Below are 23,207 nucleotides of genomic sequence, written 5' to 3'. Positions count from 1 at the left end.
CTCAGAGCAGGTCGAGCACCGGCCCGAGCTCCTGGGTGGCGTACCAGGCCAGCTCGTGGCCCTCGGCCTGGTCCACCACGAACTGGGAGTCCTCGCTGCCGAGGTCGGCCTCCAGCACCACGGCGACCGCGGCGGCGACGTCGGGCTCGGCCTCGGCGGTGTCGATGTGCGCGCTGGCGACCTCGGCCAGGGTGAGGTCGGCCGAGGCCCGGGCCGCACCGCGGTCGGTGTCCGGGTCGGAGAGGGGGGCCACTGCGTCGTCGGGCAGGTCCGCCGCCAGCACCACCCGGCGGCGCGCGGCGGCGGGGTCGACGTCCAGCAGCCGGAGGCTGGCGCGGGCCGCGCCCAGCAGCGCGGCGTACTCCAGCTCCTCCTCGTCGCTGTCGGAGAGCTCGTAGAACCCCCGCAGCTCCGGGGTCACCGCGAAGACCGTCAGCGGGCCCGGCACCCGGCCCTCGTCGAGCAGCTGGTGCAGGACGGTCGTGGTGGCCGGCAGGTACACGCGCACCCGGTCAGTCTCCCCCGGCCGCGCCCCCGCGGGTCCGGCGGGTCGGGGCCCGCCGGGCCGGGGGCGGCTGCGGCGCCGGCGGCCCCTGGGTGGTGGTCTCGACCAGGTCGGCCACCTCCTGCTCGATGAGGTCGGCCAGCACGTCGACGTCGGACACCGAGTCGCGGTCGGCGTTGAGGCCGAAGTAGACGGTGCCGTCGTAGCTGGTCAGGCCGATGGCCAGGCCCTGGCCGCGGGCCAGGGGCACGACCGGGAAGACCTCGAGCATCCGCGCCCCCGAGGCGTACAGCGGCTGCTGCGGCCCCGGGACGTTGGTCACGACCAGGTTGAACAGGCGCCGGGACAGCCCGCTGGCGGCACGGGCCCCGAGGGCGTGCAGGGTCGGCGGCGCGAAGCCCGACAGCGCTACCAGGGTGCCCGCCCCCACGGACTGGCCGCCCTGGGCCGCCCCGCGCATGGCGTAGCCGATCCGTGCCACCCGCACCCGCGGGTTGGGCTCGCCGACCGGCAGGTCCAGCAGCAGCGAGGACACCACGCCGCCGGTCGGGTCGTCGAGGTCGGTGTCGTCGGGGCGCACCGACACCGGCACCAGCGCCCGGACCGAGGTGGAGCCGACCACCGGCTCGCCGCGGGAGAGCAGCCACTCCCGCAGGGCACCGGTGACGGTGGCGAGCAGGACGTCGTTGACGGTGCCGCCGAGGACGCGGCGCACCCCCTTGAGCTGCTCGAGGTCCGCGCGGGCGACCGCCACCCGGCGCTGCCGGCCGATGGGGCCGTTGAGCGGGCTGGTCGGGGCCGGCCGCACGGTGGTGCGGGCCAGCGCGGTGAGGACCGACCCGGCCGTGCCGAGCAGCCGGCCGGCGGTGGCCCGCAGGTCCCCGGTGGCGGTCCGGACGGTGTCCAGCACCGCGGTCGGGCGCTGCACCGCCTCCTCGACGGCCTCCCACACCAGGGCGACCGGACCCGGCGGGCGCCGCGGCCGCCAGTCGTCGGCCGGCGCCGGCCGGTCGGCGGGCACGGGGGCGTCGTCCAGGATGACCTGGCCGATGTCGATGGCGGTCAGCCCGTCGACCAGCGCCGGGTGGGTCTTGGTGACCACCGCGATGCGGTCGTCGGCCAGGCCCTCGACCAGGTACATCTCCCACAGCGGCCGGTGGTGGTCCAGCGGTCGCGCGGTCAGCCGGGCGACGAGGTCCAGCAGCTGCTCCTCGGTCCCCGGCCGGGGCAGCGCGGAGCGCCGGACGTGGTAGGTCACGTCGAAGTCCGGGTCGTCGACCCAGGCCGGGTTGGCCAGGTGGCCGGGCACCTCCACGACCTTCTGCCGGAACCGGGGCACCAACGGCAGGCGGGAGCTGACCAGCTCGACGAGGTCCTCGTGGTCCAGGCCGCCGCGGGGGGACTCCAGCACCAGGAACCCGGCCACGTGCATCGGGGTGTCGGGGTCCTCCAGGTAGAGGAACGACGCATCCAGCGAGGTCAGCCGGTCGACCACGGTGCTCCCTCCGTCGGGGGCCCCAACCTAGCCACCACCGTCACCGACGGCGACGCGGGCGCCCGGGAGCCGGGACCCCGGCGAGCTCGGCGGCCAGCGACCGCAGCGCGAGGCGCAGCGGCGAGCGGTCGGCGACCTCCGCCAGCGTGCGGCCGGCCGCGAGCGCGGTGTCGGTCCCCCGCCGGTCGGCGGGCAGGAACCCGGCCACCCGGGCACCGGTGAACCGGGTCAGCGCCGCGCCGATCTCCTGCTCCGGGTCGCCGGGCACCGGGCCGCGCCGCAGCTGGTTCACCACGACCACCGGCTCGACCCCGGGCAGCACGTCGCGCAGCTGGCCGAGGGCGCGGATGGTGCGCTGCAGGGCCACCGGGTCGGCGCCGCTGACGCACAGCACGGTGTCGGCCTGCTCCAGCACGGTGGTGGTCACCCCGTTGCGCCGCGGGGCCGCCGTGTCGAAGGACAGCTCCTCGTCCTCCTCGACGCAGAACGCGCAGTCGACGACGGTCAGCGCGGTCAGCCCGCGCGCCTGCTCGAGCACGGTGCCCACCGCCGCGGGGCGCAGCTCGGGCCAGCGGTCGGCCCGGGCCAGGCCGGTGAGCACCCGCAGCTGCGGGGACACCGCCCAGGCCAGGCGGGCGAGCCGGGGCACGTCCAGGGTGCCGGCGGTCGCCTGGCGCGCGGCCGCGGCGATGCCCGGGGACTCGTCGAGCAGGCCGAGGACCTGGGCCACCACCCCGCCGTAGACGTCGGCGTCCAGCAACAGCGTCGCGACCCCGAGCCGGGCGGCCTCGTCGGCCAGGCCGACGGCCACCGTCGTCCGGCCGGGGGCGCCGGTCGGGCCCCACACGGCCACCACCCGGCCGCGGCTGGCGGGGCGGGCGGCCGGGTCGTCGGGCACCCCCAGCGCGGGCAGCGCCGCCCGCGGGTCGGCGACGTCGTGCCCGCCGGCGGTCGCGGCCGGCCCGGCCACCGCGGCCCGCAGCGCGGCGGCGATGCCCGCCGCGTCGGTGTCGGCCGGCAGCACCCGCCCCACCCCGAGCAGGCGCAGCCGGTCGGCGGCCGCGTCGTCCCCGGGCTCGACCAGCCCGACCACGGCCACGCCGGCGGCGACCAGCCGGGCGACGGCGTCGCCGTCCAGCCGCCGCAGCTCCGCCGAGAGCAGCACCGCCTGGCCGGTGCCGGTGCCGGCCGCGGCCAGCAGGTCGGCCAGGTCGACGAACCGGCGGACGACGACCACGCCGTGGTCGGCGCGGTCCAGGGCACCGACCAGCTCGGACTCCCACGCCGCCCCGGTCGTGGCGGTGAAGACCTGCAGCGCCATCAGCCGGTCGGGCCCGCGGAGGTGGGGGCCGGCGTGGGGACGGTGGTCGTCGTGGGGCCCGCGGACGGACCGCCCTCGGCGGCGCCGTCGCGGACGACGACCACCAGCGCGCGGCCGCCGATGGCCAACAGCACCCCGGGGACGTCGTCGGCGTCGAGCCCCACCACCACCTGGATCGTCGTGGTGGCCGCCGACAGCACGCCCTCGCCCCGGCCGGAGACCGCCTGCACGGGCGCGCCGCCCAGCACCAGCGACACCTCGCCGGAGGTGTCGGTCGCCCCCGCGGCGGGGTCGGCGACGGCGTACACGTCGACCCGCTGCCCCCGCGCGAGGCCGGGCGGGGCGTAGCCGGCCTGCACCGGCAGCGCCAGCTGCACCTGCTCCGAGACGGCGTCCAGGGCCGCCCGCGGCAGCAGCTCACCGGCCAGCACCGCGCGACCGAGCACCTGCCCGGCGGGGTCGGTGGAGGTGGCCAGGTAGCCCGCGGCCACGTCGTCCAGCCGCACCTGCACCGCGACCAGGTCGTCGGGCTCGAGCACCGTGCCCGCGGCCAGGTCACCGGCGGCCGCCCAGACCGGGATGGTGGCGCCGGCCGCGGTGACGACCCGCGCGCCGATCAGCACCGAGCCCAGGACCAGCAGGACCCCGAGGACGAGCCGCAGGTCGAGCCAGCGCTGGGGCCGCACCCGGCGCGGCACGGGCCCAGCCGGTGCAGCGCCGGGGTCGTCGACGCCCAGCAGCGCACTCCCCGTCATCTGGTCCCCGTTCGTCGCGGTCGCGGCCGTTCGGACGCGGACAGGTGCAGATGATGACCGACGGTGCGCTCCGCGTGCAGTGCCTGTGGACGGATCGGCCTGTGGACCCACCCGACCGGGGCAGGCCGGAGGTGCCAGACTGGCGCCCATCTCTGGAGGGAGACACCCGATCCCGATGGCCACGCCCCGCTTCCTGACCCTCGACGACGTCGCCGAGACGCTCAACGTCTCGTGGTCGCAGGCCTACGCCCTGGTGCGGCGCAAGGAGCTCATCGCCATCCAGATCGGCGGCCGCGGTCAGTGGCGCGTCGAGCGCGACGAACTGGAGCGGTTCATCCAGCAGAAGTACGCCGAGGCCCGCGGCACCACCCCGCCGCCCGAGCCCTCCCGCGCCGAGGCCGGCGTCGAGGGGCGCACACAGGACGCCTGACCCGCCTCACCCGCCACCGGGCGAGGCCAGCAGGGCCACCGCGTCGAGCACCACGGCGCGCACCGAGCGCACCGCGCCCCGCCGCCGGGGTTCGTCCAGCTGGTGCTCGGCCAGCTCGAGGAAGTCCGCGCCGACCCGGTCGACGGTCCCGGTGAGGACGGTCCCGTCGTCGAGCACGCAGCGCACCGCCGCGCGGTCCCGCGCAAGGCCGCGCACCGCGCGGCGCAGGTCCCACGCCCGGGCGACCGCGCCCGGCTCCGCCGCCGGGGCGGTGACCGCGCCGAGACCGCCGACCGCGCGCACGCAGCCGGTGGCGACCAGCAGGTCCTGACCGCGGTCGCCGGTCAGCAGCAGCCAGTCGGTGCCGACGTCGGCCAGCCGACCGACCACCGGGCCGGCCCCGCGGCAGTCCAGTCGCACGTCGTGGCCGACGGCGCCGCGCAGCCGGTCCGCCAGCCGTACCGCGCCCACCTCCGCGCGGGTGCGGGAACCCAGGTCCTCGACCGCGGCCCGCTCGGCCGCGAAGGCGGCCTCGAGGTCGGCGAACAGCTGCTCCCAGCGCATGGCCGGACCCTACCCATCCACAGATCGATGCGTTTGCTTGCGTTTGGTTGCGATGGTCGTGTTCGCTGTCGTCCGAATCGAGGAGGTCGACATGTCGGTACGGCGCTGGGCCACCACCACGGCCGTGGTGGTGGCCGCGGGTGCCGGGCTGCGCGCCCTGGCCCCCGCCCCGGCCACCTGGGCCGCGGTCCTCGCCGACCCCCAGCGGGTGGTCGACACCGCGGGCCCGGACGCGCTGCTGGTCCCGGTCGTGTGGGCGCTCGCCGTGGCCTGCTGGGCCTGGGGCGCGCTCGGCCTCGTGCTCACCGTCGCGAGCACCGGGCCGCGGCCGGTCGCCCGCCTGGCCCGGACCCTGCTGCCGCTGCTGCTGCCGGCGGCCGCACGCCGGGCCGCGGCCGTGGCCGTCGGCCTCTCCCTGGTCACCGCACCGGTCCTCACCACCGTCCCCGCCGGGCCCGCGCTGGCGGCCGCCGCGGCGGAGCAGGTGACGGCCGGCCCGGTGGCCGGGGTGCCCGCCGACCTGCCGTCGGTCCCCGACTGGCCGGCCCCGGCGCCCGACGGCGGCCACGTCGTCGTCCGGGGCGACTGCCTCTGGGACATCGCCGAGGCCTGGCTGGCCGACCGGGACGGCGGCCGCCCGGACGCCGCAGCGGTGTCCGACGCCGTCACGGCCTGGTGGCAGGCCAACGCGGCGGTGATCGGCCCGGACCCCGACCTGCTGCTGCCCGGCCAGGTCCTGCACGCCCCCTGACCCCCCGCACACACCCGAGGAGATCCCCCATGACCACCCCGGCCCCGCTGACCGCACCGGCGCCCGACCCGTGGCGGCAGGTCCGGCTGCGCCTGGTGCCCACCCCCGGCCCGGCCCTCGACCCGGCGCCGGTCGCGCGGCTGCTGCGCCCCGGCGTGCCCTCCCCGCGCCCGGTGCTGGTCCCCGGCCCGCGGCCCGGGGCCCCGCGGACTCCGGCGACCCGGCGGGGCACGCTCCCCGACCCGGGGCCGGTCGCGCACCGACTGGTCACCATGACCCTGGAGGCCTTCTGCGGACGGCGGCCCTTCGCCCAGCTGCGGTCGGCCTACACGCTGCCGGTCTTCGGCGCGGTCAGCCAGGGCCGGCGTCCCCGCTGGTGCGTCGAGGGCAGCGGGCCGCTGCTGGTCGGCGCGGTGCGGGTCGCCGAGCCGGTGGAGGGGGTCGCCGAGGTGTGCGCGGTGGCCCGGCGCAACGGCCGGGCGCACGCGGTGGCCGCCCGGTTGGAGGCCGTGGAGGGCGGCTGGAAGTGCACCGCCCTCCAGGTCGGCTGACGGCGCCGGCCGATCAGGCCCCGGCGGCCCCGTGGCACTGCTTGTACTTCTTGCCCGACCCGCAGGGGCAGGGAGCGTTGCGGGAGGGCGCCTTGGTGCCGGTGACCGTGGCCGACTTGGCCGCGCCCGCCTTGCCGGTCCGCCCGGCCGCGGCCGAGGAGTCCAGCCCGGGGGCGGAGTAGGTCAGCCCGGCGGCCGGCTTCGGGGCCTCCAGGCCCTTGACCGCCAGCTCCGGCCCGGTGCCCGTGCTCACCGGCTCCGCAGCCTCCTCCGGCGCCTGCTCGGCGGCGGCCCCGGGTGCCCGGCGGGCACTGGCCGTGGGCGCGGGCTTCATCAGCTGCTGGGCCCGGGCCGCGGCCTCGCGGGCGAGCACCTTCTCGTTGCCGGCCTGCGCGCGGGCCAGCGCCTCGGCCTCGGCGGCGTCCTGCTTGGCCTTGGCCTCGGCCTCCTGCTGCTCCTTGGTCTTGACCTCGAGGTTGAACAGGAAGCCGACGGACTCCTCCTTGATGCCGTCGAGCATCGCGTTGAACATGTCGTAGCCCTCGCGCTGGTACTCCACGACCGGGTCGCGGTTGGCCATCGCGCGCAGGTGGATGCCGGCCCGCAGGTAGTCCATCTCGTAGAGGTGCTCGCGCCACTTGCGGTCCAGCACGCTGAGCAGCACCCGGCGCTCGAGCTCGCGGGTCACCTCGCTGCCGAGGGTCTCCTCGCGGACCTCGTACTGCGCCTGCACGTCGGCGAGCAGCTCGCGCTTGAGCACGTCGGCGGTGAGCGCGGACTGGTCGCCCTCGGCGTGCTCGTCGAGCAGCTCCTCGACGGTGATGCCCACCGGGTAGAGCGCCTTGAGCCCGGTCCACAGCTGCTCGAGGTCCCAGTCCTCGGCGTAGCCGGCCTCGGTGGCGCCGTCGACGTAGGCGGCGACGACGTCGTCGAGCATCGACTCGACCTGCTCGTGCAGGTCCTCGCCGTCGAGGACCTTGCGGCGCTCGTCGTAGATGACGGTGCGCTGCCGGTTGAGGACCTCGTCGTACTTCAGGACGTCCTTGCGGGTCTCGAAGTTCTGCTGCTCGACCTGGGTCTGCGCCGAGCGGATCGCCCGGCTGACCATCTTGGACTCGATGGGCTGGTCCTCGGGGACCCGGAGCGTGGTCATCATCGACTCGAGCATCGGGCCGTTGAACCGCCGCATGAGGTCGTCGCCCAGCGACAGGTAGAAGCGGGACTCCCCCGGGTCGCCCTGCCGGCCGGAGCGGCCGCGCAGCTGGTTGTCGATGCGGCGGCTCTCGTGCCGCTCGGTGCCCAGCACGTAGAGACCGCCGGCCTCGACGACCTCCTCGTGCTCCTTGGCGACCTGCGCCTTGGCCTGCGCCAGCGCGTCGTCCCACGCTGCCTCGTACTCCTCCGGGGTCTCCGTCGGCGACAGGCCGCGGGCGCGCAGCTCGTCGTCGGCGATGACCTCGGGGTTGCCGCCGAGCTGGATGTCGGTGCCGCGGCCGGCCATGTTGGTGGCCACGGTGACCGCCGCCAGCCGCCCGGCCTGGGCCACGATCGCGGCCTCCCGGGCGTGGTTCTTGGCGTTGAGCACCTCGTGCGGGATGCCCCGCTTGAGCAGGTACTTGCTGACGACCTCGGACTTCTCCACCGACGCCGTACCCACCAGCACGGGCTGGCCGGCCTCGACCCGCTCGGCGATGTCGTCCACGACGGCCTCGAACTTGGCCTTCTCGGTCTTGTAGATGACGTCGGAGCGGTCCTCGCGGACCATCGGCTTGTTCGTCGGGATCGGCACGACGCCGACCTTGTAGGTCTGGTTGAGCTCGGCCGCCTCGGTCTGGGCGGTGCCGGTCATCCCCGAGAGCTTCTCGTAGAGCCGGAAGTAGTTCTGCAGCGTGATCGTGGCGAGGGTCTGGTTCTCGTCCTTGATCGCCACCTTCTCCTTGGCCTCGATGGCCTGGTGCATGCCCTCGTTGTAGCGGCGGCCGGCCAGCACGCGGCCGGTGAACTCGTCGACGATGAGCACCTCGCCGTTGGTGACGATGTACTCCTGGTCCTTGTGGAAGAGCTCCTTGGCCTTCAGCGCGTTGTTCAGGTAGCCGATGAGCGGGGTGTTGACCGCCTCGTAGAGGTTGTCGATGCCGAGCTGGTCCTCGACGAACTCCACGCCCTCCTCGGTGATGGCGACGGTGCGCTTGCTCTCCTCGACCTCGTAGTGCCGGTCGCGCTTGAGCAGCGGGGCGATGCGGGCGAACTCGCCGTACCACTTGGCCGACTGCTCGGCCGGGCCGCTGATGATCAGCGGGGTGCGCGCCTCGTCGATGAGGATGGAGTCGACCTCGTCGACGATCGCGAAGTGGTGGCCGCGCTGCACCAGGTCGCCCTTGGTCCAGGCCATGTTGTCGCGCAGGTAGTCGAAGCCGAACTCGTTGTTGGTGCCGTGCGTGATGTCGCACAGGTACTGCTCGCGGCGCTGCGCCGGCTTCTCGCCGGACAGGATGGTGCCCACCGACAGGCCGAGGAAGCGGTGCACCCGGCCCATCCACTCGGCGTCGCGCTTGGCCAGGTAGTCGTTGGTGGTGACCACGTGCACGCCGTCGCCGGTGAGCGCGTTGAGGTAGGCCGGCAGGACACCGGTCAGCGTCTTGCCCTCACCGGTGCGCATCTCGGCGATGTTGCCCAGGTGCAGCGCGGCACCGCCCATCAGCTGCACGCGGTAGTGCCGCTGGCCCAGGGTGCGCCCGGCGCCCTCGCGGACCACCGCGAACGCCTCCGGGAGCATCGAGTCCAGGGACTCGCCGTCGGCGTAGCGCTCCTTGAACTCGTCGGTCTTGGCGCGCAGCTCGGCGTCGGTCAGGTCGACGACGTCGGCCTCGAGGGACTCGACCGCGTCCGCGATCTTGGACAGCCGCCGGACGATCTTGCCCTCACCGGCACGCAGGATCTTGGAGAACACCACGCGACCAATGTAGTGCGGCCCCGCCACCACCCCGGCTCAGCGCAGGACGAGTTCGCCGGCCCGCGGGTCCAGCGCGACCTCCTTGGCGCCCTGCCGCATCCCGGCGAGGACGGCGTCCACGACGGCCTGCTGGTCGAAGCCCTCGGGCAGCTTCGGGGGTGTGCCGGCCAGCGCCCGGTCGACCAGGCCGGTGTCCACGTGCGGCGGCTTGACGTCCAGCACCGCGACCTTGCGCGAGCGCAGCTCGCGGCGCAGCACCGAGGCCCACGCCGACAGCGCGGCCTTGGAGGCGGAGTACTCGGCCATCTGCAGCGTCGGCGCGTCGGCGACGATCGCCGACAGCAGCACGACCGCCCCGCCGTCGGCCAGCTGCGGCAGCACGGCGCGCACCAGGCTCATCGGGCCGAGGGTGTTCACCGCGAACAGCTCCTCGACCACGGCGTCGTCGGCCTCGGCCGCCGGCCCGAACGCGACCACGCCGGTGGCCACCACGACGGCGTCCAGCCCGCCGAGCGCCTCGGCGGCGGCCTGCGCCGCGGCCCGGCCGGACTCCACGTCGACGGCGTCGAGCACCTGGGTGGGCGCCCCGCCCAGCTCCTGCGCCAGCGCCGCGGTGCGCTCGGCGTCCCGCCCGGCCAGCGCCACCCGGGCCCCGGCCGCGGCCAGACCGCGTGCCAGCGCACCCCCGAGCACGCCGCTCGCCCCGACCACCCACACCCGCGACCCCTGCAGCTCCACGGGCCGATCCTGCCGCGCCAGCGGTGCTTGCGCAGGTCGGACCGGTGGGTCCGGGGCAGGTCCTAGGCTGCGCCGGTGACCCGCCCCGAGTTCTCCGACGACCTGCGCACCTTCTTCACCGAGCGGCACCTCGCGACGCTGACCACGCTGCGCGCCGACGGCAGCCCGCACGTGGTGCCGGTCGGGGTGACCCTGGACCCGGGCACCGCGACCGCCCGGGTGATCACCTCGGGGACGTCGGTCAAGGCGCGGCACGTGCGCGACGCCGACGGCACGGCGCGGGTCGCGGTCTGCTCGGTGGACGGCCGGCGCTGGGTGACCCTGGAGGGGACGGCGACCCTGCGCGACGACCCGGCGTCGGTGGCCGACGCGGTGGCCCGCTACGCCCTGCGGTACCGCCAGCCGCGGGAGAACCCGGCGCGGGTGGTCCTGGAGATCGCCGTGGACCGGGTGCTGGGGAACCTCTGACACGACGGTGGCCCGCCCCGCGGTGCGGGACGGGCCACCGGTGCCGCGGTTCAGACGCGCGCGGGTTCCCCGGCCGCCGGGGCGGCAGCGGTCGCCGTCCCGCCGGAGAGCCGGATCAGGCCGTAGTCGTAGGCGTGCCGGCGGTAGACCACCGTCGGCTGGCCGGTGTCGGCGCAGGCGAAGAGGAAGAAGTCGTGGCCGACGAGCTCCATCTCGTGCAGCGCCTGGTCCACCGTCATCGGGGTCGCCGGGTGCTGCTTCTCGCGGACGACCCGGCCCGGGAGGTTCTCCTCGGGCTCGGCCGGCGCGGCTGCGGCCAGCTGCTGGTCCAGCTCGTCCAGGGCGGCGGCCGCGGCCGACCCGTCCAGGCGCAGGCTGGCAGGGGTGCGCCGGCCGTGGTGCACGCGGCGGCGGTCGGCCGCCCGGCGGAGCCGGTTCTCGAGCTTGGCGACGGAGGCGTCCAGGGCGGACTGGAAGTCCGCGGCGCACGCCTCCGCCCGCACCACGGGACCCTTGCCCCGCAGGGTGATCTCCACGCGCTGGCAGTTCGACGACTGCCTCGGGTTCTTCTCGTGGAGCAGCTCCACGTCGAAGCGCTCGATCTTGGCGTCGAAGCGCTCCAGTTGGCCGACCTTGTCCTCGACGTGCTGCCGGAAGTGCTCGGGCACCTCGACGTTGCGACCTCGGACCACGATCTCCATGTGACCTCCCGAACTCGGGTGTGATCGGCCCGACGCTAGCGCCGCCCGGTCCGATGCGACAGTGCAGGAGGTCCCTCCACGGGGTGTTCAGGGGCTGCGCACGGTGAACACCCCAGGTCCCGGCGCCGCCACGCCGACGGGCCCGCCACGCGGGGTGGCGGCGACGACCGCGGCGACGACCGGCAGGCCGGACCGGCCGAGCACGGCCGCCGCCTCGGTGAGCGTGGCGCCGGTGGTCACGACGTCGTCAACCAGCACCACCAGCCCGGCGGGCCGGGCCGGTGGGCTCGCGGTGAACGTGCCCGCCAGGTTGGCCCGCCGGCCGCCCGCGTCCAGCCCCGTGGAGTCGCGCACCCGGCCGCGGCGGCCCAGCCAGGGCCCGACGGTCGCGGGCACGCCGGCGCGGCGCAGCTCACGCCGCGCCGCGCCGGCCAGCTCGGCCACGTGGTCGCGGCCCCGCTCCCGCAGCGCCGCCCGGCTGCTGGGCAGCGGCACCAGGACCACGGGTGCCCCCGGGTCGGCGACGGCCCGGACGGCGGTCACCGCCAGCGCCAGCGCCGCGCCCAGCGGGCCGGCCAGCTCGGCCCGGCCGCGTTCCTTGAACGCCACCACGGCCGGCCGCACCGGCCCGGCGTAGGCCCCGGCGGCGACGGTGGGCGGGAAGCCGTCGGGGTGGCGACGGGGCGCGGCGAGCCGGGGCCGCGCCAGCAGGGCGGCGCACGGCGGGCACAGCAGGTGGCCGGTGCGCCCGCACCCGGCGCACACCCGGGGCAGCACGAGGTCGACCAGGGAGTCGACCAGCGGGCGCAGCACGCGCCGATCGTGCCCCGCTCGGCGGCGGCGCGGGCAGGCCTGTGGACGGGGCTCAGAGCGGGTAGAACGGGCTCCCGCCGGCCACCGGGCCCTGCCCGCGGACCAGCGTCGACCAGGTGCCCGCCACCAGCTGCCACAGCGTGCCGCCGGCCACGACGAGCACCGCCCGGGACGGCGCCGCGGCCACCGCGGTGGGCTGGGCGGGCAGCCCGGCGGTGCTGAGCGGGTCCAGGCCCCACCCGTCGACGCCCACGGCGTACGGCGCGGTGCCGTCCTCGTCGCCGGCCCCGGCCAGCACCACCAGCGACGCCGCGGTGCGCCAGGCGACGTCGACCACCTGGGACAGGTCCGGGGCGACCGCGCGCAGGTCGCGCACGGCCACCTGGTCGTCGTCCCGCACGACCGTCCCGACCAGCAGCTGCCCGCCGTCGGCGCCGTCGACCACCACCGCGGCCCGCACGCCGTCGGGCGAGAGCCGGAACACCCGGGCGGGGCCGAGGCCGGGCAGGGTGGTGGCGCTGACCGTCTGCGGCGACCCGGTGGTCGGCACCCGGATGACCTCGGCGCCGTCGCGGACGGTCCACACCTCCTCGCGGGTGGCCGACACCGTGGGCGCCGTGAAGCTGGCGGCGGTGAGCACCGGCGCCAGCTCCCCGCCGTAGGGCCCCACCAGCAGCGACGACGTGCCGCCGGCGACGGACACCGCGACGGTGGTGCCGAGCTCGTTGGTGCCGGCGTCCGCGGTCACCGCGGCCGACACGAGCCCGTACTGGCCGGTGCCCGCGGGGCCGGGGGCCGCCTCGCCGGCGGTGACGGTGCGCAGCGCGCCGTCGGCGACGTAGTGGCCCACCGAGGCCGCGGGGACGGCGTCGGGGTCGAAGGACGCCCAGTCGTCGACGGTCTGCACGTCGGGGACGCCGGGCAGGTCGACCAGCTGGCCGTCCACGGTGACCCGCACCGCCCGGACGTCGTCGAGCTGGTCCAGCGACCAGACCAGCTGGGCGCAGAGCACGTTCAGCCCGTCGGCGCCGCCGGTGGGCAGGCCGGTCAGGTCGACGGTGGCCACCTGCTGGTCGACGGCCACGTTGCTGCGCAGCTCGACGCCGCCCGCGGGGTTGGTGACCCCGGCGGCCACCGCGGTGGAGGGCCCGGCCAGCAGCCGGTCGACCAGCGCGGTGGCCTGCGAGTCGCCGGACACCAGGAACCGCGGGTCGGGCACGACGCGGGTGCCGGTGGGGTCGAGGAAGAAGGCGTTGACCTGGTCGTAGGTGCGCGCGAAGTCGGGCTCGAGCTGCAGCAGGCCGTCGGGCGGGTTGGTGATCCGCAGCTCGCCGTCCTGCTCGACCAGGCTGAACGTGGTGGTGAACGCCTGGCCGCCGCCGACGCTGAACACCCCGGCGCCGTCGACCTTGCCGACCAGGCCGGCGGTGACGGTGACCGACCCGTCGGCGGAGGCCACCGGGGCGTAGTCGGCGCTGATCACGTCGATGCCGTCGGTGTCGTCCCAGCCGGCGGCGGCCTCGCGGGTCAGGTACTGCCGGGCCACCGGGTGGTTGCGGGTGGTGCTGGCCATCGCGTCGACGAAGCCCCGGACGACCTCCTCCGCGCTGGCCCCGGCGACCGGCGGCAGCGCCTCGATGCCGATGTCGCCGGGCGGCTCGGCGACCTGGGTGATCTGCACCGGCGAGGAGGAGGCGGGGACGGTGCCGCAGCCGGTCAGCGCGACCAGACCCGCGAGCAGGGCCACGCTGACCCGGGCCCTCACCGGGGGCTCCGGACCCGGCGGACGACGACCGGCCGCAGCGGCAGCGGCGAGCCGGTGAGCTCGGTGCCGGCGGTCAGCGGCAGGGTCAGCCGGAACTGGGCGCCCTGCCCGGGCTGGCCCCACACCTGCAGCCAGCCGCCGTGCAGCCGGGCGTCCTCCAGGCTGATCGACAGCCCCAGCCCCGAGCCGCCGACGGTGCGCACCCGCGCCGGGTCGGCGCGCCAGAAGCGGTCGAAGACGTGCTGGGCCTGCTCGGAGTTCAGGCCGATGCCGTGGTCGCGGACGGTGACCGCGGCCGCCGTCCGGTTGGCGGCCAGGGTGAGCTCGACCGGGTGGCCGGCGCCGTGCTCGACGGCGTTGCCGACCAGGTTGCGCAGCACCCGCTGCACCCGCCGGGCGTCGACGTCGGCGATGACCGGCCGGTCGGGGGTGCGCACCTGCAGCTCGCACCCGTGCCGGTCGGCCAGGCCGGACAGGTCGCCGGCGACCCGGCGCAGCAGCGGGCCCAGGTCGGTGGGCTCGGCCTCCAGCTCGGCGGCGCCGGCGTCGTAGCGGCTGATCTCCAGCAGGTCCGACAGCAGCGCCTCGAACCGGTTGACCTCGGCGTAGAGCAGCTCCGCGGAGCGGGCCAGGGCCGGGTCGAACTCCCCGCGGGACTCGTGCAGCACCTCGGCGGCCATCTGCACCGTGGTCAGCGGGGTGCGCAGCTCGTGGGAGACGTCGGAGGTGAACCGTTGCTGCAGCATGGACAGCGCCTCGAGCTGGGTGATCTGGCGCTGCAGGCTGTCGGCCATGGCGTTGAAGCTGCTGGCCAGCCGGGCCAGGTCGTCGCTGCCGCTGACGGCGAGGCGTTCCTCCAGCCGGCCCTCGGCCAGCCGCTGCGCGCCCTGCGCGGCGCGGCGCACCGGGCCGACGACCAGACGGGTGACCAGCACCCCGATGCCGACCACGAACAGGGTGAGCGCGATGCCGCTGATCGCGACGGTGCTGCGCACCAGCGACAGCGTCTGCTGCTCCTGGTCCAGCGGGAACGCGTAGTACAGGTCGACCTGCTCCCCGCCGGGGCCGTCGATGGGCACCGGAGCGCCGATGAGCAGGGTCGGCACCCGGCCGCTGCCCTCGGGCACGGTGGCGTACTGCCAGACCTGGGTGCCCGCGTCGACGGCGGCGACGAGGTCCGGCGGCAGGTTGCGGTAGAGGGTGAGCTCGCTGCCGGCCGAGCGGGCGACATCACCGGTGCGGTAGACCAGGACCGTGTCGAAGTTGCCGGCCTCGCCGTTGCGGCTCTGCAGCTCGCGTACGGTGCGCGCCAGCGTCGTCCGCACGCTGGCCGCGTCGCCGGTGACGATGCCCGACACCTGCGACTGGGCGTAGGCGACGCCGGACTGCGCCTGGTCGATGGCGGCGTTGCGCTTGACCTGCAGCAGCTGGCCCTTGATCTGGTTGAACAGCACCACGCTGACCACGACGACGACCACGCCGGCCACCAGCATCGTGATGGCCCCGATGCGCAGCTGCAGCGAGGAGCGCCAGGCCCGCCAGCCGGCCGCCGTCCAGCGGCGCAGGGCGGCGGCGACCGCCGCGCGGCGGTTCACCGCCGGGTCATGCCGGGCCGGCCTTGTAGCCCACCCCGCGCACGGTCAGCACGACCTCCGGGCGCTCGGGGTCGCGCTCGACCTTCGAGCGCAGCCGCTGCACGTGCACGTTGACCAGGCGGGTGTCGGCGGCGTGCCGGTACCCCCACACCTGCTCCAGCAGCAGCTCCCGGGTGAACACCTGGCGGGGCTTGCGGGCCAGGGCGACCAGCAGGTCGAACTCCAGCGGGGTGAGCGCGATGGACTCCCCTCCCCGGCTGACCTGGTGGGCGGGGACGTCGATGGTCAGGTCGCCGATGGACAGCGTCTCGGCCTGGCCGGTCTCGCCGCGGCGCAGCTGCGAGCGCACCCGGGCGACCAGCTCGACGGGCTTGAAGGGCTTGGTGACGTAGTCGTCGGCGCCGGCCTCGAGGCCCTGGACGACGTCGATCGTGTCGCCCTTGGCGGTGAGCATGATGATGGGGACACCGGACTGGGCGCGGATGTCGCCGCAGATCTGCAGGCCGTTGCGGCCGGGCAGCATGAGGTCCAGCAGCACCAGGTCGGGGCGGACCTGCTGGAAGGTGCTCAGCGCGCGGGCGCCGTCGGCGACGAAGGCCGGCTCGTAGCCCTCGCGGCGCAGCACGATGCCGAGCATCTCGGCGAGCGCGGCGTCGTCGTCGACGACCAGCACGCGTCCGCGGGCGGATCCGGGCACGGCGGAGGAGGGCACGGGCCCATTGTGCGCGTGCGGCCCCCGCGGGTACCGCACCCGCCCGGGTCGGGTGACCCGGGCGGGTGCGGTGGGGTGCGTCAGTACCGGTAGTGGTCGCTCTTGTACGGACCCTCGACCGGCACGCCGAGGTAGTCGGCCTGCACCTTGGTCAGCTCGGTCAGCTTGACCCCGAGGGAGTCCAGGTGCAGCCGGGCGACCTTCTCGTCCAGGTGCTTGGGCAGCACGGTGACGCCGGGGGTCTTGCCCTCGTAGGCCGCGCGGTTGGCCCACAGCTCGATCTGGGCGAGCACCTGGTTGGTGAAGGAGTTGCTCATCACGAAGCTGGGGTGCCCGGTGGCGTTGCCCAGGTTCAGCAGCCGGCCCTCGGAGAGCACGATGATCGTGTGGCCGTCGGGGAACCGCCACTCGTCGACCTGCGGCTTGATGTTGGTCTTCACGATGCCCGGGGTGCGGGCCAGACCGGCCATGTCGATCTCGTTGTCGAAGTGGCCGATGTTGCCGATGATCGCCTGGTGCTTGGTGGCGGCCAGCTGCTCGGCGGAGATGATGTCCTTGTTGCCGGTCGTGGTGACCACGATGTCGGCGATGCCGATGACGTCGTCCAGGGTGGTGACCTGGTAGCCCTCCATCGCCGCCTGCAGCGCGCAGATCGGGTCGATCTCGGTGACGATCACCCGGGCGCCCTGCCCGCGCAGCGCCTCGGCGCAGCCCTTGCCGACGTCGCCGAAGCCGCAGACCACGGCGACCTTGCCGCCGATCATCACGTCGGTGGCCCGGTTGATGCCGTCGATGAGGGAGTGCCGGCAGCCGTAGAGGTTGTCGAACTTGCTCTTGGTCACCGAGTCGTTGACGTTGATCGCCGGGAACAGCAGCCGGCCGTCGCGGGCGAGCTCGTACAGGCGCAGGACGCCGGTGGTGGTCTCCTCGGTGACGCCCTTGATGTTCTCCCCGATGCGGGTCCAGACCTGCTGGTCGGCCGCGAGGGTGTCGCGCAGCACCTGCAGGACGACGCCGAACTCCTCGCTGTCGGCCTCGGTGGTGTCCGGGACCGCGCCGTCGGCGGCGAACCGGGTGCCGAGGTGGACGAGCATGGTGGCGTCGCCGCCGTCGTCCAGGATCATGTTCGGGCCGATGACCGTCCCGGACTCGTCACGGAACTCGAACAGGCGCTGGGTGCACCACCAGTACTCCTCCAGCGTCTCGCCCTTCCAGGCGAAGACCGGGACGCCGGCGGGCGCCTCGGGGGTGCCCTCGGGGCCGACGGCGATGGCCGCGGCGGCGTGGTCCTGGGTGGAGAAGATGTTGCAGGAGACCCAGCGGACGTCGGCGCCCAGCGCGGTCAGGGTCTCGATGAGGACGGCGGTCTGCACGGTCATGTGCAGCGAGCCGGCGATGCGGGCGCCGGCCAGCGGCTGCTCCTCGCCGTACTCGGCACGGAGGGCCATGAGGCCGGGCATCTCGTGCTCGGCGAGGGTGATCTCCTTGCGGCCGAAGCCGGCGAGGGAGAGGTCGGCGACCTTGAAGTCGCCGTCGGTCAGGGTGCGCGCGCCAGTGCTGGCGGTCATGTCGCTCCAGAGTGGGTCCCGGCCGCGCCCGGTGGCTGCGGCTGCGTCGGATCTGTTCGTGAGCGAGCATGCCGAGGCTTCGGCGGGGCTCGTGCCGTGGTCCAGGGTAACGCCTCGGCACGGCCCGCGCCGGGACCTCAGAGCAGGGCGGTGGTGGCCCGGAAGAGCACGGCCGGGCCGCTGACGTGCACGGTCCGGCCCGCGGGGACGAACGCCGCACCGCCCGGCTGCAGGGTGACCTGTTCCCCGCCGGACTCCAGGACCGCGGTCCGCTCGACGCAGAGGAGGATCTGCGGGCCCGGGGTGGTGAGCTCCCCCGGCTGCGCGTCCAGCTGCACCCGGGTCAGGTCGAAGTCGTCGATCGGGACGGGGTAGCGCAGCCCGCCGGGGCCGAGGACCGGCCGCAGCACGGGGACCTTGCCGTCGGTGAAGTCGAGCACCTCGACCAGGGCGGCGAGGTCGATGTGCTTGGGCGTGAGCCCGCCGCGCAGCACGTTGTCGGAGTTGGCCATCAGCTCGACGCCGCTGCCGGCCAGGTAGGCGTGCAGGTTCCCGGCGGGCAGGAACACCGCCTCGCCCGGCTGCAGGGTGAGGTGGTTGCACATCAGCGAGATGACGACGCCGGGGTCGCCCGGGTACTTCTCCGCGAGCCGGGCGGCCCACCGGTACGTGTTGATGAACTCGGGGTCGCTCGCGGCCACCGACGCGGCCGCGCGCTCGGCGACGGCCGCCACCAGGGACTGGCGCCGCCGGCCGGACAGCGCGAGCAGCTGGGGGACGGCGACCTTCAGCCCGCCCCGGGCGAGCGCGGCGATGGTGGGCTTGAGCTCGGGCAGCTGCAGCTTGGCCAGGCAGTGCAGCGACTCCTCGACCGGCCGGAAGCCGCACAGCGCCTCGACCGGGGTGAGCGCGCAGAGGATCTCGGGCTTGTGGTTGGCGTCCTTGTAGGTGCGGGTGGGGTCCTCCCGCGGCACCCCCGCCTCCTCCTCGGCGGCGAAGCCGGCCTCGGCCTGCGCCTTGGTGGGGTGGGCCTGCAGCGACAGCGGCGACCCGGCGGCGAGCACCTTCATGAGGAAGGGCAGCCGGTCCCCGAAGCGGCGGCGCACCGGCTCACCGAGCAGGCCGTCGGGGTCGGCGGCGATGGCGGCGTCCAGGCCGCGGCCGTCGGGCAGCAGGCTGGGCTCGTCGGGGTGGGCGCCCAGCCAGAGCTCGGCCCAGGGCGTGCCGTCGGCCTCCAGCCCGAGCAGCTCGGGGATGATCGACTCGTGACCCCAGTCGTAGTGCCGGACGCTGCTCCGTAGCTGCCACATCGCGGGGGACGCTACCGGGGTCGTGGTCACCCCTGGGTGGTCGGCACCCCCGGCTCCCGGCTTGAGCCCGTGGCCCGGCGGATGTCCGGTTCGAGGTAGATGAGCGTGGCGATCGGGACCTCGGCGCGGATCCGGGACTCGGCCTCGTCGATGGCCCGGGCCACCGCCTGCGCGGTGTCGTCGTGCCGGACGGCGATCTTGGCGGCGACCAGCAGCTCCTCGGGCGCCAGGTGCTGGGTGCGCAGGTGGATGACCGAGTCGACGTGCTCACCGCCCACGAGCGCCTGCTCGATGCGCCGCAGCACGTCGGGGGTGGCGGCCTCGCCGAGCAGCAGGCTCTTGGTCTCGACGGCCAGCACGGAAGCCACCGCGACCAGCAGCAGGCCGATGGCCACGGTGCCCAGGCCGTCCCAGACGCCGTTGCCGGTCGCGGCGGTGAGTCCGACCCCGGCCAGAGCGAGCAGCAGACCCGACAGCGCGGCGGTGTCCTCGAGCAGGACCACGGGGAGCTCCGGTGCGCGGGCGCGGCGGATGAAGGCCCAGTAGCTGTCCCCCGGCTGCTTGACCGCGTCGGTCTCCTTCTTGGCGGTGCGCAGGGAGAACGACTCCAGCACGATGGCCACGCCGAGGACGCCGAACGCCCAGCCGGGGCTGGTGAGCTCCTCGGGTTCGATGATCTTGTGCACGCCCTCGTAGACGGCGAAGCAGCCACCGACGCTGAACAGCACCACCGCGACCAGGAAGCCGTAGACGTAGCGGTCCCGGCCGAAGCCGAAGGGGTGCTCGGCGTCGGCTGCCCGCCGCGAGGTGCGACCGCCGACCAGCAGCAGCACCTGGTTGCCGGAGTCGGCGACCGAGTGGATGGCCTCGGCGAGCATCGACGACGCGCCGGTCACCAGGAAGGCGACGAACTTCGCCACGGCGATGCCGAGGTTGGCCAGCAGCGCGGCGACGACGGCCTTGGCTCCCCCGCCGTGGCCACCGCCCTCCGCCTCGGGTGCGTCGGCGGCCGGCCGTGCTGGTTGCGTCACGGGAGGAGTCTGCCCCCGCCTCCCCGTGCCCGCTCGGCGTCCAGGGCCAGGGCCAGGTAGACCGCGGCGAGGTCGCCGGCGACCAGCTGCCGGGCGACGGTGACCAGCCGGCCGGCGCCCTCGGCGGCGCCCTGGTCGGCGAGGCCGGTGACGGGCACGGTCCGCTCGGCGGCGGTGCGCAGCACCTGCTGCAGCGCCTCGGACGCCGACCGGGGGTCGCGCTCGCCGCGGCCGTCCTCGGGGGCGCCGCTGTCGCGCACGGTGATCAGCCGCAGCCGCCGGGCGTCGTGCTCGGCGCGGTCGCGGAAGAAGTCCTCGGCGGCGTCGGGCGCCAGCGGACCGCCCAGCACGGCGCAGGCGGCCACCCGCTGGTCGGGCAGCCGGAAGGTGGGGGCGGGCAGGCCGGCCAGGGTGGCCAGCTGGTCGGCGACCCGGCCGGCCGCGGCTGCGGCCAGCGGGCCCTCGGCGACGAGCACCGGCAGTGCGTCCAGCAGGTCCAGGGCGAGCGTCTTGGCCGGGTTGGCGTAGGTGGGCGTGACCGGCCCGCAGTCGGCGGCGACGGCGTCCAGGGCGTCGGCGACGGCCCCGGTGTCGGCCAGGTCGGGCGCGAGCAGGCCGAGGTCGGCGGCCAGCAGCAGCATCGGGGTGAGCAGCGACCACAGCGTGGTGTGCTGCACCCGGCTGGGCGGCAGCGGGACGTAGGGGGCGCGGCTGCCCGCGCAGGTGGCGTGCAGCGGGGCGCCCTCGGCGCCGATGCCGACCACCGCCACCCCTCGCCGGGCGGCCTCGTGCGCCGGGGTCACGGCGTAGGTGCCGGCCCCGGTCCGGGTGGCCACCACGGCCACGTCGGAGGCCCCCATCCACACCGGCAGCTGCGGGCCGGGGACGACGTCGACGGTGACCGGGCTGGCGGGGCCCAGCAGCGCACGCAGCACGGCCGCGGCGACCGCACCCTCCCGACGGGCGACCACGACCAGCCCGCGCGGCCGGCCGGCCGCGGTCACGCGCTCCAGGCCCGCCTCCCGGGTCAGCGCGGCGGTCTCCCGGACCTGCGCGCCGGCGCCGGCCACCGCCGGCAGCAGGCCGCGCGGGTCGCGGGCGCGGAGCAGCTCCGGGTCGTCGAGGACCTCCTCGGCCAGCTCCGGCGAGGTCATGACGACCGGTGCCGGGCCTCGTCCAGCAGCAGCACGGGGATGCCGTCGCGGACCGGGAAGGCCCGGTCGCAGGTGGAGCACAGCAGTTCGCCGGCCTCCGCGTCGGGGGTCAGCGGGCTGTGGTGGGTGTCCGGGCAGGCCAGGATGGCCAGCAGGGCCGGGTCGATGCCCAGGGTCCCGGGGAACGGGTCGGTCGTCATGCGCGCACCATCCTCAGCACGTCGTCGCGGATCTGGGCCATCCGCTGCTCGTCGGGGGCCTCGACGTTGAGCCGGAGCAGCGGCTCGGTGTTGCTGGCGCGCAGGTTGAACCAGGCGCCGTCGGGCAGCGTGACGGTCAGCCCGTCGAGCTCGTCCACGACGCCGCCCCCCTCGCCGGTGTACGCGTCGCGCACGGCGGCGGTGCGGCCGGCCGCGTCGTCCACGGTCGAGTTGATCTCGCCCGACGCGCTGTACCGGCTGTAGGCGGCGGCCAGGTCGGACAGCGGCCGGGGCTGCTCCCCGAGGGCGGCCAGCACGTGCAGGGCGGCCAGCATGCCGGTGTCGGCCCGCCAGAAGTCGCGGAAGTAGTAGTGCGCGGAGTGCTCTCCGCCGAACACGGCGTCGGTGCGGGCCATCTCGGCCTTGATGAAGCTGTGCCCGACCCGGGTGCGCACGGGCTCGCCGCCGTGCTCGCGGACGATCTCGGGCACTGCCGACGAGGTGATGAGGTTGTGGATGATCGTCGTCCCGACCCCGCGGGCGAGCTCGCGCACCGCGACGAGCGCGGTGATGGCCGACGGGCTCACGGGGTCCCCGTGCTCGTCGACGACGAACACCCGGTCGGCGTCGCCGTCGAAGGCCAGGCCGATGTCGGCGCCGTGCTCGGGGACCGCGCGCTGCAGGTCGACCAGGTTGGCCGGGTCCAGCGGGTTGGCCTCGTGGTTGGGGAAGGAGCCGTCGAGCTCGAAGTACATCGGCACCACCTCGAGCGGCAGCCCGGAGAGCACGACCGGGACGGTGTGCCCGCCCATGCCGTTGCCGGCGTCGACGACGACCTTGAGCGGGCGGATGCCGGTCAGGTCGACCAGCCCGCGCAGGTAGGCCGAGTACTCGGCGAGCACGTCGCGGCTGGTCGCCGTGCCCGGCGCGGCGACCTCGCGCCGGAACACCGTGGCGCCGTCGAGCAGCTGCTCGGTCCAGGACCGGATCTCCGCGAGGCCGGAGTCCTGCCCGATGGGGGCTGCCCCTGCGCGGCACATCTTGATGCCGTTGTACCGCGCCGGGTTGTGGCTGGCGGTGAACATCGCGCCCGGCAGGTCGAGGCTGCCGGCCGCGAAGTAGAGCATGTCGGTGGAGCCCAGGCCGGCCTCCACGACGTCGACCCCCCGGCTGAGCACGCCCTCGGCGAAGGCGCGGGACAGCGGGACGGAGGTCTCGCGCATGTCGTGGGCGGTGACGACGGCGGTCGCCCCGCTCTCGGCGTGCACGAACTCCGCGAACGCCGCACCGATGGCCCGGGCGACGGTCTCGTCCCACTGGTCGGGCACGACCCCGCGGACGTCGTAGGCCTTGATGAGCGAGGACAGGTCGGGCACCGCGGGTCCACCTCGGGTCGGTCGTCGTCGCCCCGGGCGGGCCGACGTCTGCGACCCTAGCGACGGGGTCCGACGAACCGGGTCAGGGCAGGTTGGGCAGCACCCGGAGGTGGCCGCGCCGGGTCCCCGAGCCGTCGTCGGCGGGGTCGCGCTCGGGCTCGGGCCGGGCCGCCTCGCGGACGGCGTCGGCCAGCGCGAGGAGGTCGTCACCGGTGGGACCGGAGTCCTCGGTGTCGACCTCGTGGCGGACGACCTCCCAGCCCCGCGGCACGGTCAGCCGCTCGGCGTGGAACTCGCACAGGTCGTAGCTGTGCGGCTCGGAGTAGGTCGCCAACGGCCCGACGACGGCCGTGGACTCCGCGTACACGTAGGTCAGCGTGGCCGCCGCCGGCTGCGCGCACCCACTGCGCGAGCAGCGACGTGACTGCCTCACCACCGGTTCCTCACGGCT

The 23,207-nt window shown here is 75.5% G+C and carries 23 protein-coding genes; 4 read left to right on the top strand and 19 right to left on the bottom strand.

Annotated features, from left to right (window positions below; all coding sequences use genetic code 11):
- Position 1: 1 nt before the first annotated feature.
- From BM158_RS06285 to BM158_RS06270, 4 genes are read right to left on the bottom strand one after another with little or no spacing between them, the layout of a single operon-like run.
- On the bottom strand, positions 2-508 hold the full coding sequence (locus BM158_RS06285; RefSeq protein ID WP_091555586.1) for a DUF6912 family protein: 507 nt from the start codon (positions 506-508) through the stop codon (positions 2-4).
- Between the two features lie 4 nt (positions 509-512).
- On the bottom strand, positions 513-2,000 hold the full coding sequence (locus BM158_RS06280; RefSeq protein WP_091555583.1) for a WS/DGAT/MGAT family O-acyltransferase: 1,488 nt from the start codon (positions 1,998-2,000) through the stop codon (positions 513-515).
- Positions 2,001-2,040: 40 nt separating this feature from the next.
- Entirely contained in the window at positions 2,041-3,321 is a 1,281-nt protein-coding gene (locus BM158_RS06275; protein ID WP_091555582.1) for a CpaE/TadZ family protein, read from the bottom strand.
- Positions 3,321-4,076: an SAF domain-containing protein gene (locus BM158_RS06270; RefSeq protein WP_091555580.1), complete on the bottom strand. Its 756-nt coding sequence runs from the start codon at positions 4,074-4,076 to the stop codon at positions 3,321-3,323. Before BM158_RS06270 ends, BM158_RS06275 begins: the two co-directional genes overlap by 1 nt.
- A gap of 175 nt (positions 4,077-4,251) precedes the next feature.
- On the opposite strand from BM158_RS06270, the gene BM158_RS06265 reads away from it, so the two are divergent.
- A complete protein-coding gene (locus BM158_RS06265; protein WP_091555578.1) occupies positions 4,252-4,506 on the top strand; it encodes a helix-turn-helix domain-containing protein in 255 nt (84 codons plus the stop codon).
- 6 nt (positions 4,507-4,512) lie between these two features.
- Here the strand turns inward: BM158_RS06265 and BM158_RS06260 are convergent, their stop codons facing one another.
- A complete protein-coding gene (locus tag BM158_RS06260) occupies positions 4,513-5,070 on the bottom strand; it encodes a hypothetical protein (protein WP_091555575.1) in 558 nt (185 codons plus the stop codon).
- A 91-nt stretch (positions 5,071-5,161) separates the two neighbouring features.
- Between BM158_RS06260 and BM158_RS06255 the strand changes: the two genes are divergently transcribed.
- Together BM158_RS06255 and BM158_RS06250 are read left to right on the top strand one after the other, a co-directional pair.
- Positions 5,162-5,821 carry a LysM peptidoglycan-binding domain-containing protein gene (locus tag BM158_RS06255; protein WP_091555573.1) on the top strand — a complete coding sequence of 220 codons (660 nt, stop codon included), beginning with the start codon at positions 5,162-5,164 and terminating at the stop codon, positions 5,819-5,821.
- Positions 5,822-5,850: 29 nt separating this feature from the next.
- Positions 5,851-6,372 (top strand): Rv3235 family protein, encoded by a 522-nt coding sequence (locus BM158_RS06250; protein WP_091555571.1) that lies wholly within the window; start codon positions 5,851-5,853, stop codon positions 6,370-6,372.
- A 13-nt stretch (positions 6,373-6,385) separates the two neighbouring features.
- Here BM158_RS06250 and secA read toward each other — a convergent pair whose 3' ends face one another.
- Together secA and BM158_RS06240 are read right to left on the bottom strand one after the other, a co-directional pair.
- Entirely contained in the window at positions 6,386-9,325 is a 2,940-nt protein-coding gene (secA, locus tag BM158_RS06245) for a preprotein translocase subunit SecA (protein WP_091555570.1), read from the bottom strand.
- Positions 9,326-9,361: 36 nt separating this feature from the next.
- Complete coding sequence (locus BM158_RS06240; RefSeq protein ID WP_091555568.1) at positions 9,362-10,063, bottom strand: SDR family NAD(P)-dependent oxidoreductase; 702 nt, start codon at positions 10,061-10,063, stop codon at positions 9,362-9,364.
- A 75-nt stretch (positions 10,064-10,138) separates the two neighbouring features.
- On the opposite strand from BM158_RS06240, the gene BM158_RS06235 reads away from it, so the two are divergent.
- Positions 10,139-10,531 (top strand): pyridoxamine 5'-phosphate oxidase family protein, encoded by a 393-nt coding sequence (locus BM158_RS06235; RefSeq protein WP_091555566.1) that lies wholly within the window; start codon positions 10,139-10,141, stop codon positions 10,529-10,531.
- A 50-nt stretch (positions 10,532-10,581) separates the two neighbouring features.
- Here BM158_RS06235 and hpf read toward each other — a convergent pair whose 3' ends face one another.
- From hpf to BM158_RS06175, 12 genes are all read right to left on the bottom strand, one after another.
- Positions 10,582-11,232, bottom strand: a complete 651-nt coding sequence (gene hpf, locus BM158_RS06230) for a ribosome hibernation-promoting factor, HPF/YfiA family (protein ID WP_091555564.1) — start codon at positions 11,230-11,232, stop codon at positions 10,582-10,584.
- Positions 11,233-11,319: 87 nt separating this feature from the next.
- Positions 11,320-12,045, bottom strand: coding sequence for a ComF family protein (locus BM158_RS06225; protein ID WP_091555562.1), 726 nt, complete (start codon positions 12,043-12,045; stop codon positions 11,320-11,322).
- 52 nt (positions 12,046-12,097) lie between these two features.
- Entirely contained in the window at positions 12,098-13,810 is a 1,713-nt protein-coding gene (locus tag BM158_RS06220) for an LpqB family beta-propeller domain-containing protein (protein WP_091555559.1), read from the bottom strand.
- Positions 13,807-15,405, bottom strand: a complete 1,599-nt coding sequence (mtrB, locus tag BM158_RS06215; protein ID WP_229827615.1) for an MtrAB system histidine kinase MtrB — start codon at positions 15,403-15,405, stop codon at positions 13,807-13,809. The genes BM158_RS06220 and mtrB overlap by 4 nt, the downstream gene beginning before the upstream one ends.
- A gap of 7 nt (positions 15,406-15,412) precedes the next feature.
- Positions 15,413-16,117, bottom strand: a complete 705-nt coding sequence (gene mtrA / locus BM158_RS06210) for an MtrAB system response regulator MtrA (RefSeq protein ID WP_278247553.1) — start codon at positions 16,115-16,117, stop codon at positions 15,413-15,415.
- A gap of 80 nt (positions 16,118-16,197) precedes the next feature.
- Positions 16,198-17,685: an adenosylhomocysteinase gene (gene ahcY, locus BM158_RS06205; protein WP_091555557.1), complete on the bottom strand. Its 1,488-nt coding sequence runs from the start codon at positions 17,683-17,685 to the stop codon at positions 16,198-16,200.
- Between the two features lie 137 nt (positions 17,686-17,822).
- Complete coding sequence (manA, locus tag BM158_RS06200) at positions 17,823-18,995, bottom strand: mannose-6-phosphate isomerase, class I (RefSeq protein WP_091555555.1); 1,173 nt, start codon at positions 18,993-18,995, stop codon at positions 17,823-17,825.
- 26 nt (positions 18,996-19,021) lie between these two features.
- Complete coding sequence (locus tag BM158_RS06195) at positions 19,022-20,026, bottom strand: cation diffusion facilitator family transporter (RefSeq protein WP_091555553.1); 1,005 nt, start codon at positions 20,024-20,026, stop codon at positions 19,022-19,024.
- The gene (locus tag BM158_RS06190) at positions 20,023-21,180 is read right to left on the bottom strand and encodes an SIS domain-containing protein (RefSeq protein ID WP_091555549.1); all 1,158 of its coding nucleotides are present in this window, start codon (positions 21,178-21,180) and stop codon (positions 20,023-20,025) included. The genes BM158_RS06195 and BM158_RS06190 overlap by 4 nt, the downstream gene beginning before the upstream one ends.
- Positions 21,177-21,380 (bottom strand): Trm112 family protein, encoded by a 204-nt coding sequence (locus BM158_RS06185; RefSeq protein WP_229827616.1) that lies wholly within the window; start codon positions 21,378-21,380, stop codon positions 21,177-21,179. Before BM158_RS06185 ends, BM158_RS06190 begins: the two co-directional genes overlap by 4 nt.
- The gene (locus BM158_RS06180) at positions 21,377-22,756 is read right to left on the bottom strand and encodes a phosphomannomutase/phosphoglucomutase (protein ID WP_091555547.1); all 1,380 of its coding nucleotides are present in this window, start codon (positions 22,754-22,756) and stop codon (positions 21,377-21,379) included. The genes BM158_RS06185 and BM158_RS06180 overlap by 4 nt, the downstream gene beginning before the upstream one ends.
- Before the next feature lie 82 nt (positions 22,757-22,838).
- Positions 22,839-23,189 carry a DUF3499 domain-containing protein gene (locus BM158_RS06175; RefSeq protein ID WP_091065328.1) on the bottom strand — a complete coding sequence of 117 codons (351 nt, stop codon included), beginning with the start codon at positions 23,187-23,189 and terminating at the stop codon, positions 22,839-22,841.
- Positions 23,190-23,207 lie beyond the last annotated feature (18 nt).

Source organism: Klenkia taihuensis, assembly GCF_900112525.1.
Lineage (GTDB): Bacteria > Actinomycetota > Actinomycetes > Mycobacteriales > Geodermatophilaceae > Klenkia > Klenkia taihuensis.
Note: the sequence above shows the minus strand (reverse complement) of the source record. Positions and strands in the feature narration are given on the sequence as shown.

What these genes read in the sequence shown, in the direction of transcription:
- BM158_RS06265 (WP_091555578.1), top strand. Translation starts at nt 4,252, where the DNA reads ATGGCCACGCCCCGCTTCCTGACCCTCGACGACGTCGCCGAGACGCTC.
- BM158_RS06185 (WP_229827616.1), bottom strand. Translation starts at nt 21,380, where the DNA reads ATGACGACCGACCCGTTCCCCGGGACCCTGGGCATCGACCCGGCCCTG.
- BM158_RS06190 (WP_091555549.1), bottom strand. Translation starts at nt 21,180, where the DNA reads ATGACCTCGCCGGAGCTGGCCGAGGAGGTCCTCGACGACCCGGAGCTG.
- BM158_RS06255 (WP_091555573.1), top strand. Translation starts at nt 5,162, where the DNA reads ATGTCGGTACGGCGCTGGGCCACCACCACGGCCGTGGTGGTGGCCGCG.
- hpf (WP_091555564.1), bottom strand. Translation starts at nt 11,232, where the DNA reads ATGGAGATCGTGGTCCGAGGTCGCAACGTCGAGGTGCCCGAGCACTTC.
- BM158_RS06275 (WP_091555582.1), bottom strand. Translation starts at nt 3,321, where the DNA reads ATGGCGCTGCAGGTCTTCACCGCCACGACCGGGGCGGCGTGGGAGTCC.
- BM158_RS06250 (WP_091555571.1), top strand. Translation starts at nt 5,851, where the DNA reads ATGACCACCCCGGCCCCGCTGACCGCACCGGCGCCCGACCCGTGGCGG.
- BM158_RS06260 (WP_091555575.1), bottom strand. Translation starts at nt 5,070, where the DNA reads ATGCGCTGGGAGCAGCTGTTCGCCGACCTCGAGGCCGCCTTCGCGGCC.
- BM158_RS06270 (WP_091555580.1), bottom strand. Translation starts at nt 4,076, where the DNA reads ATGACGGGGAGTGCGCTGCTGGGCGTCGACGACCCCGGCGCTGCACCG.
- manA (WP_091555555.1), bottom strand. Translation starts at nt 18,995, where the DNA reads ATGTGGCAGCTACGGAGCAGCGTCCGGCACTACGACTGGGGTCACGAG.
- ahcY (WP_091555557.1), bottom strand. Translation starts at nt 17,685, where the DNA reads ATGACCGCCAGCACTGGCGCGCGCACCCTGACCGACGGCGACTTCAAG.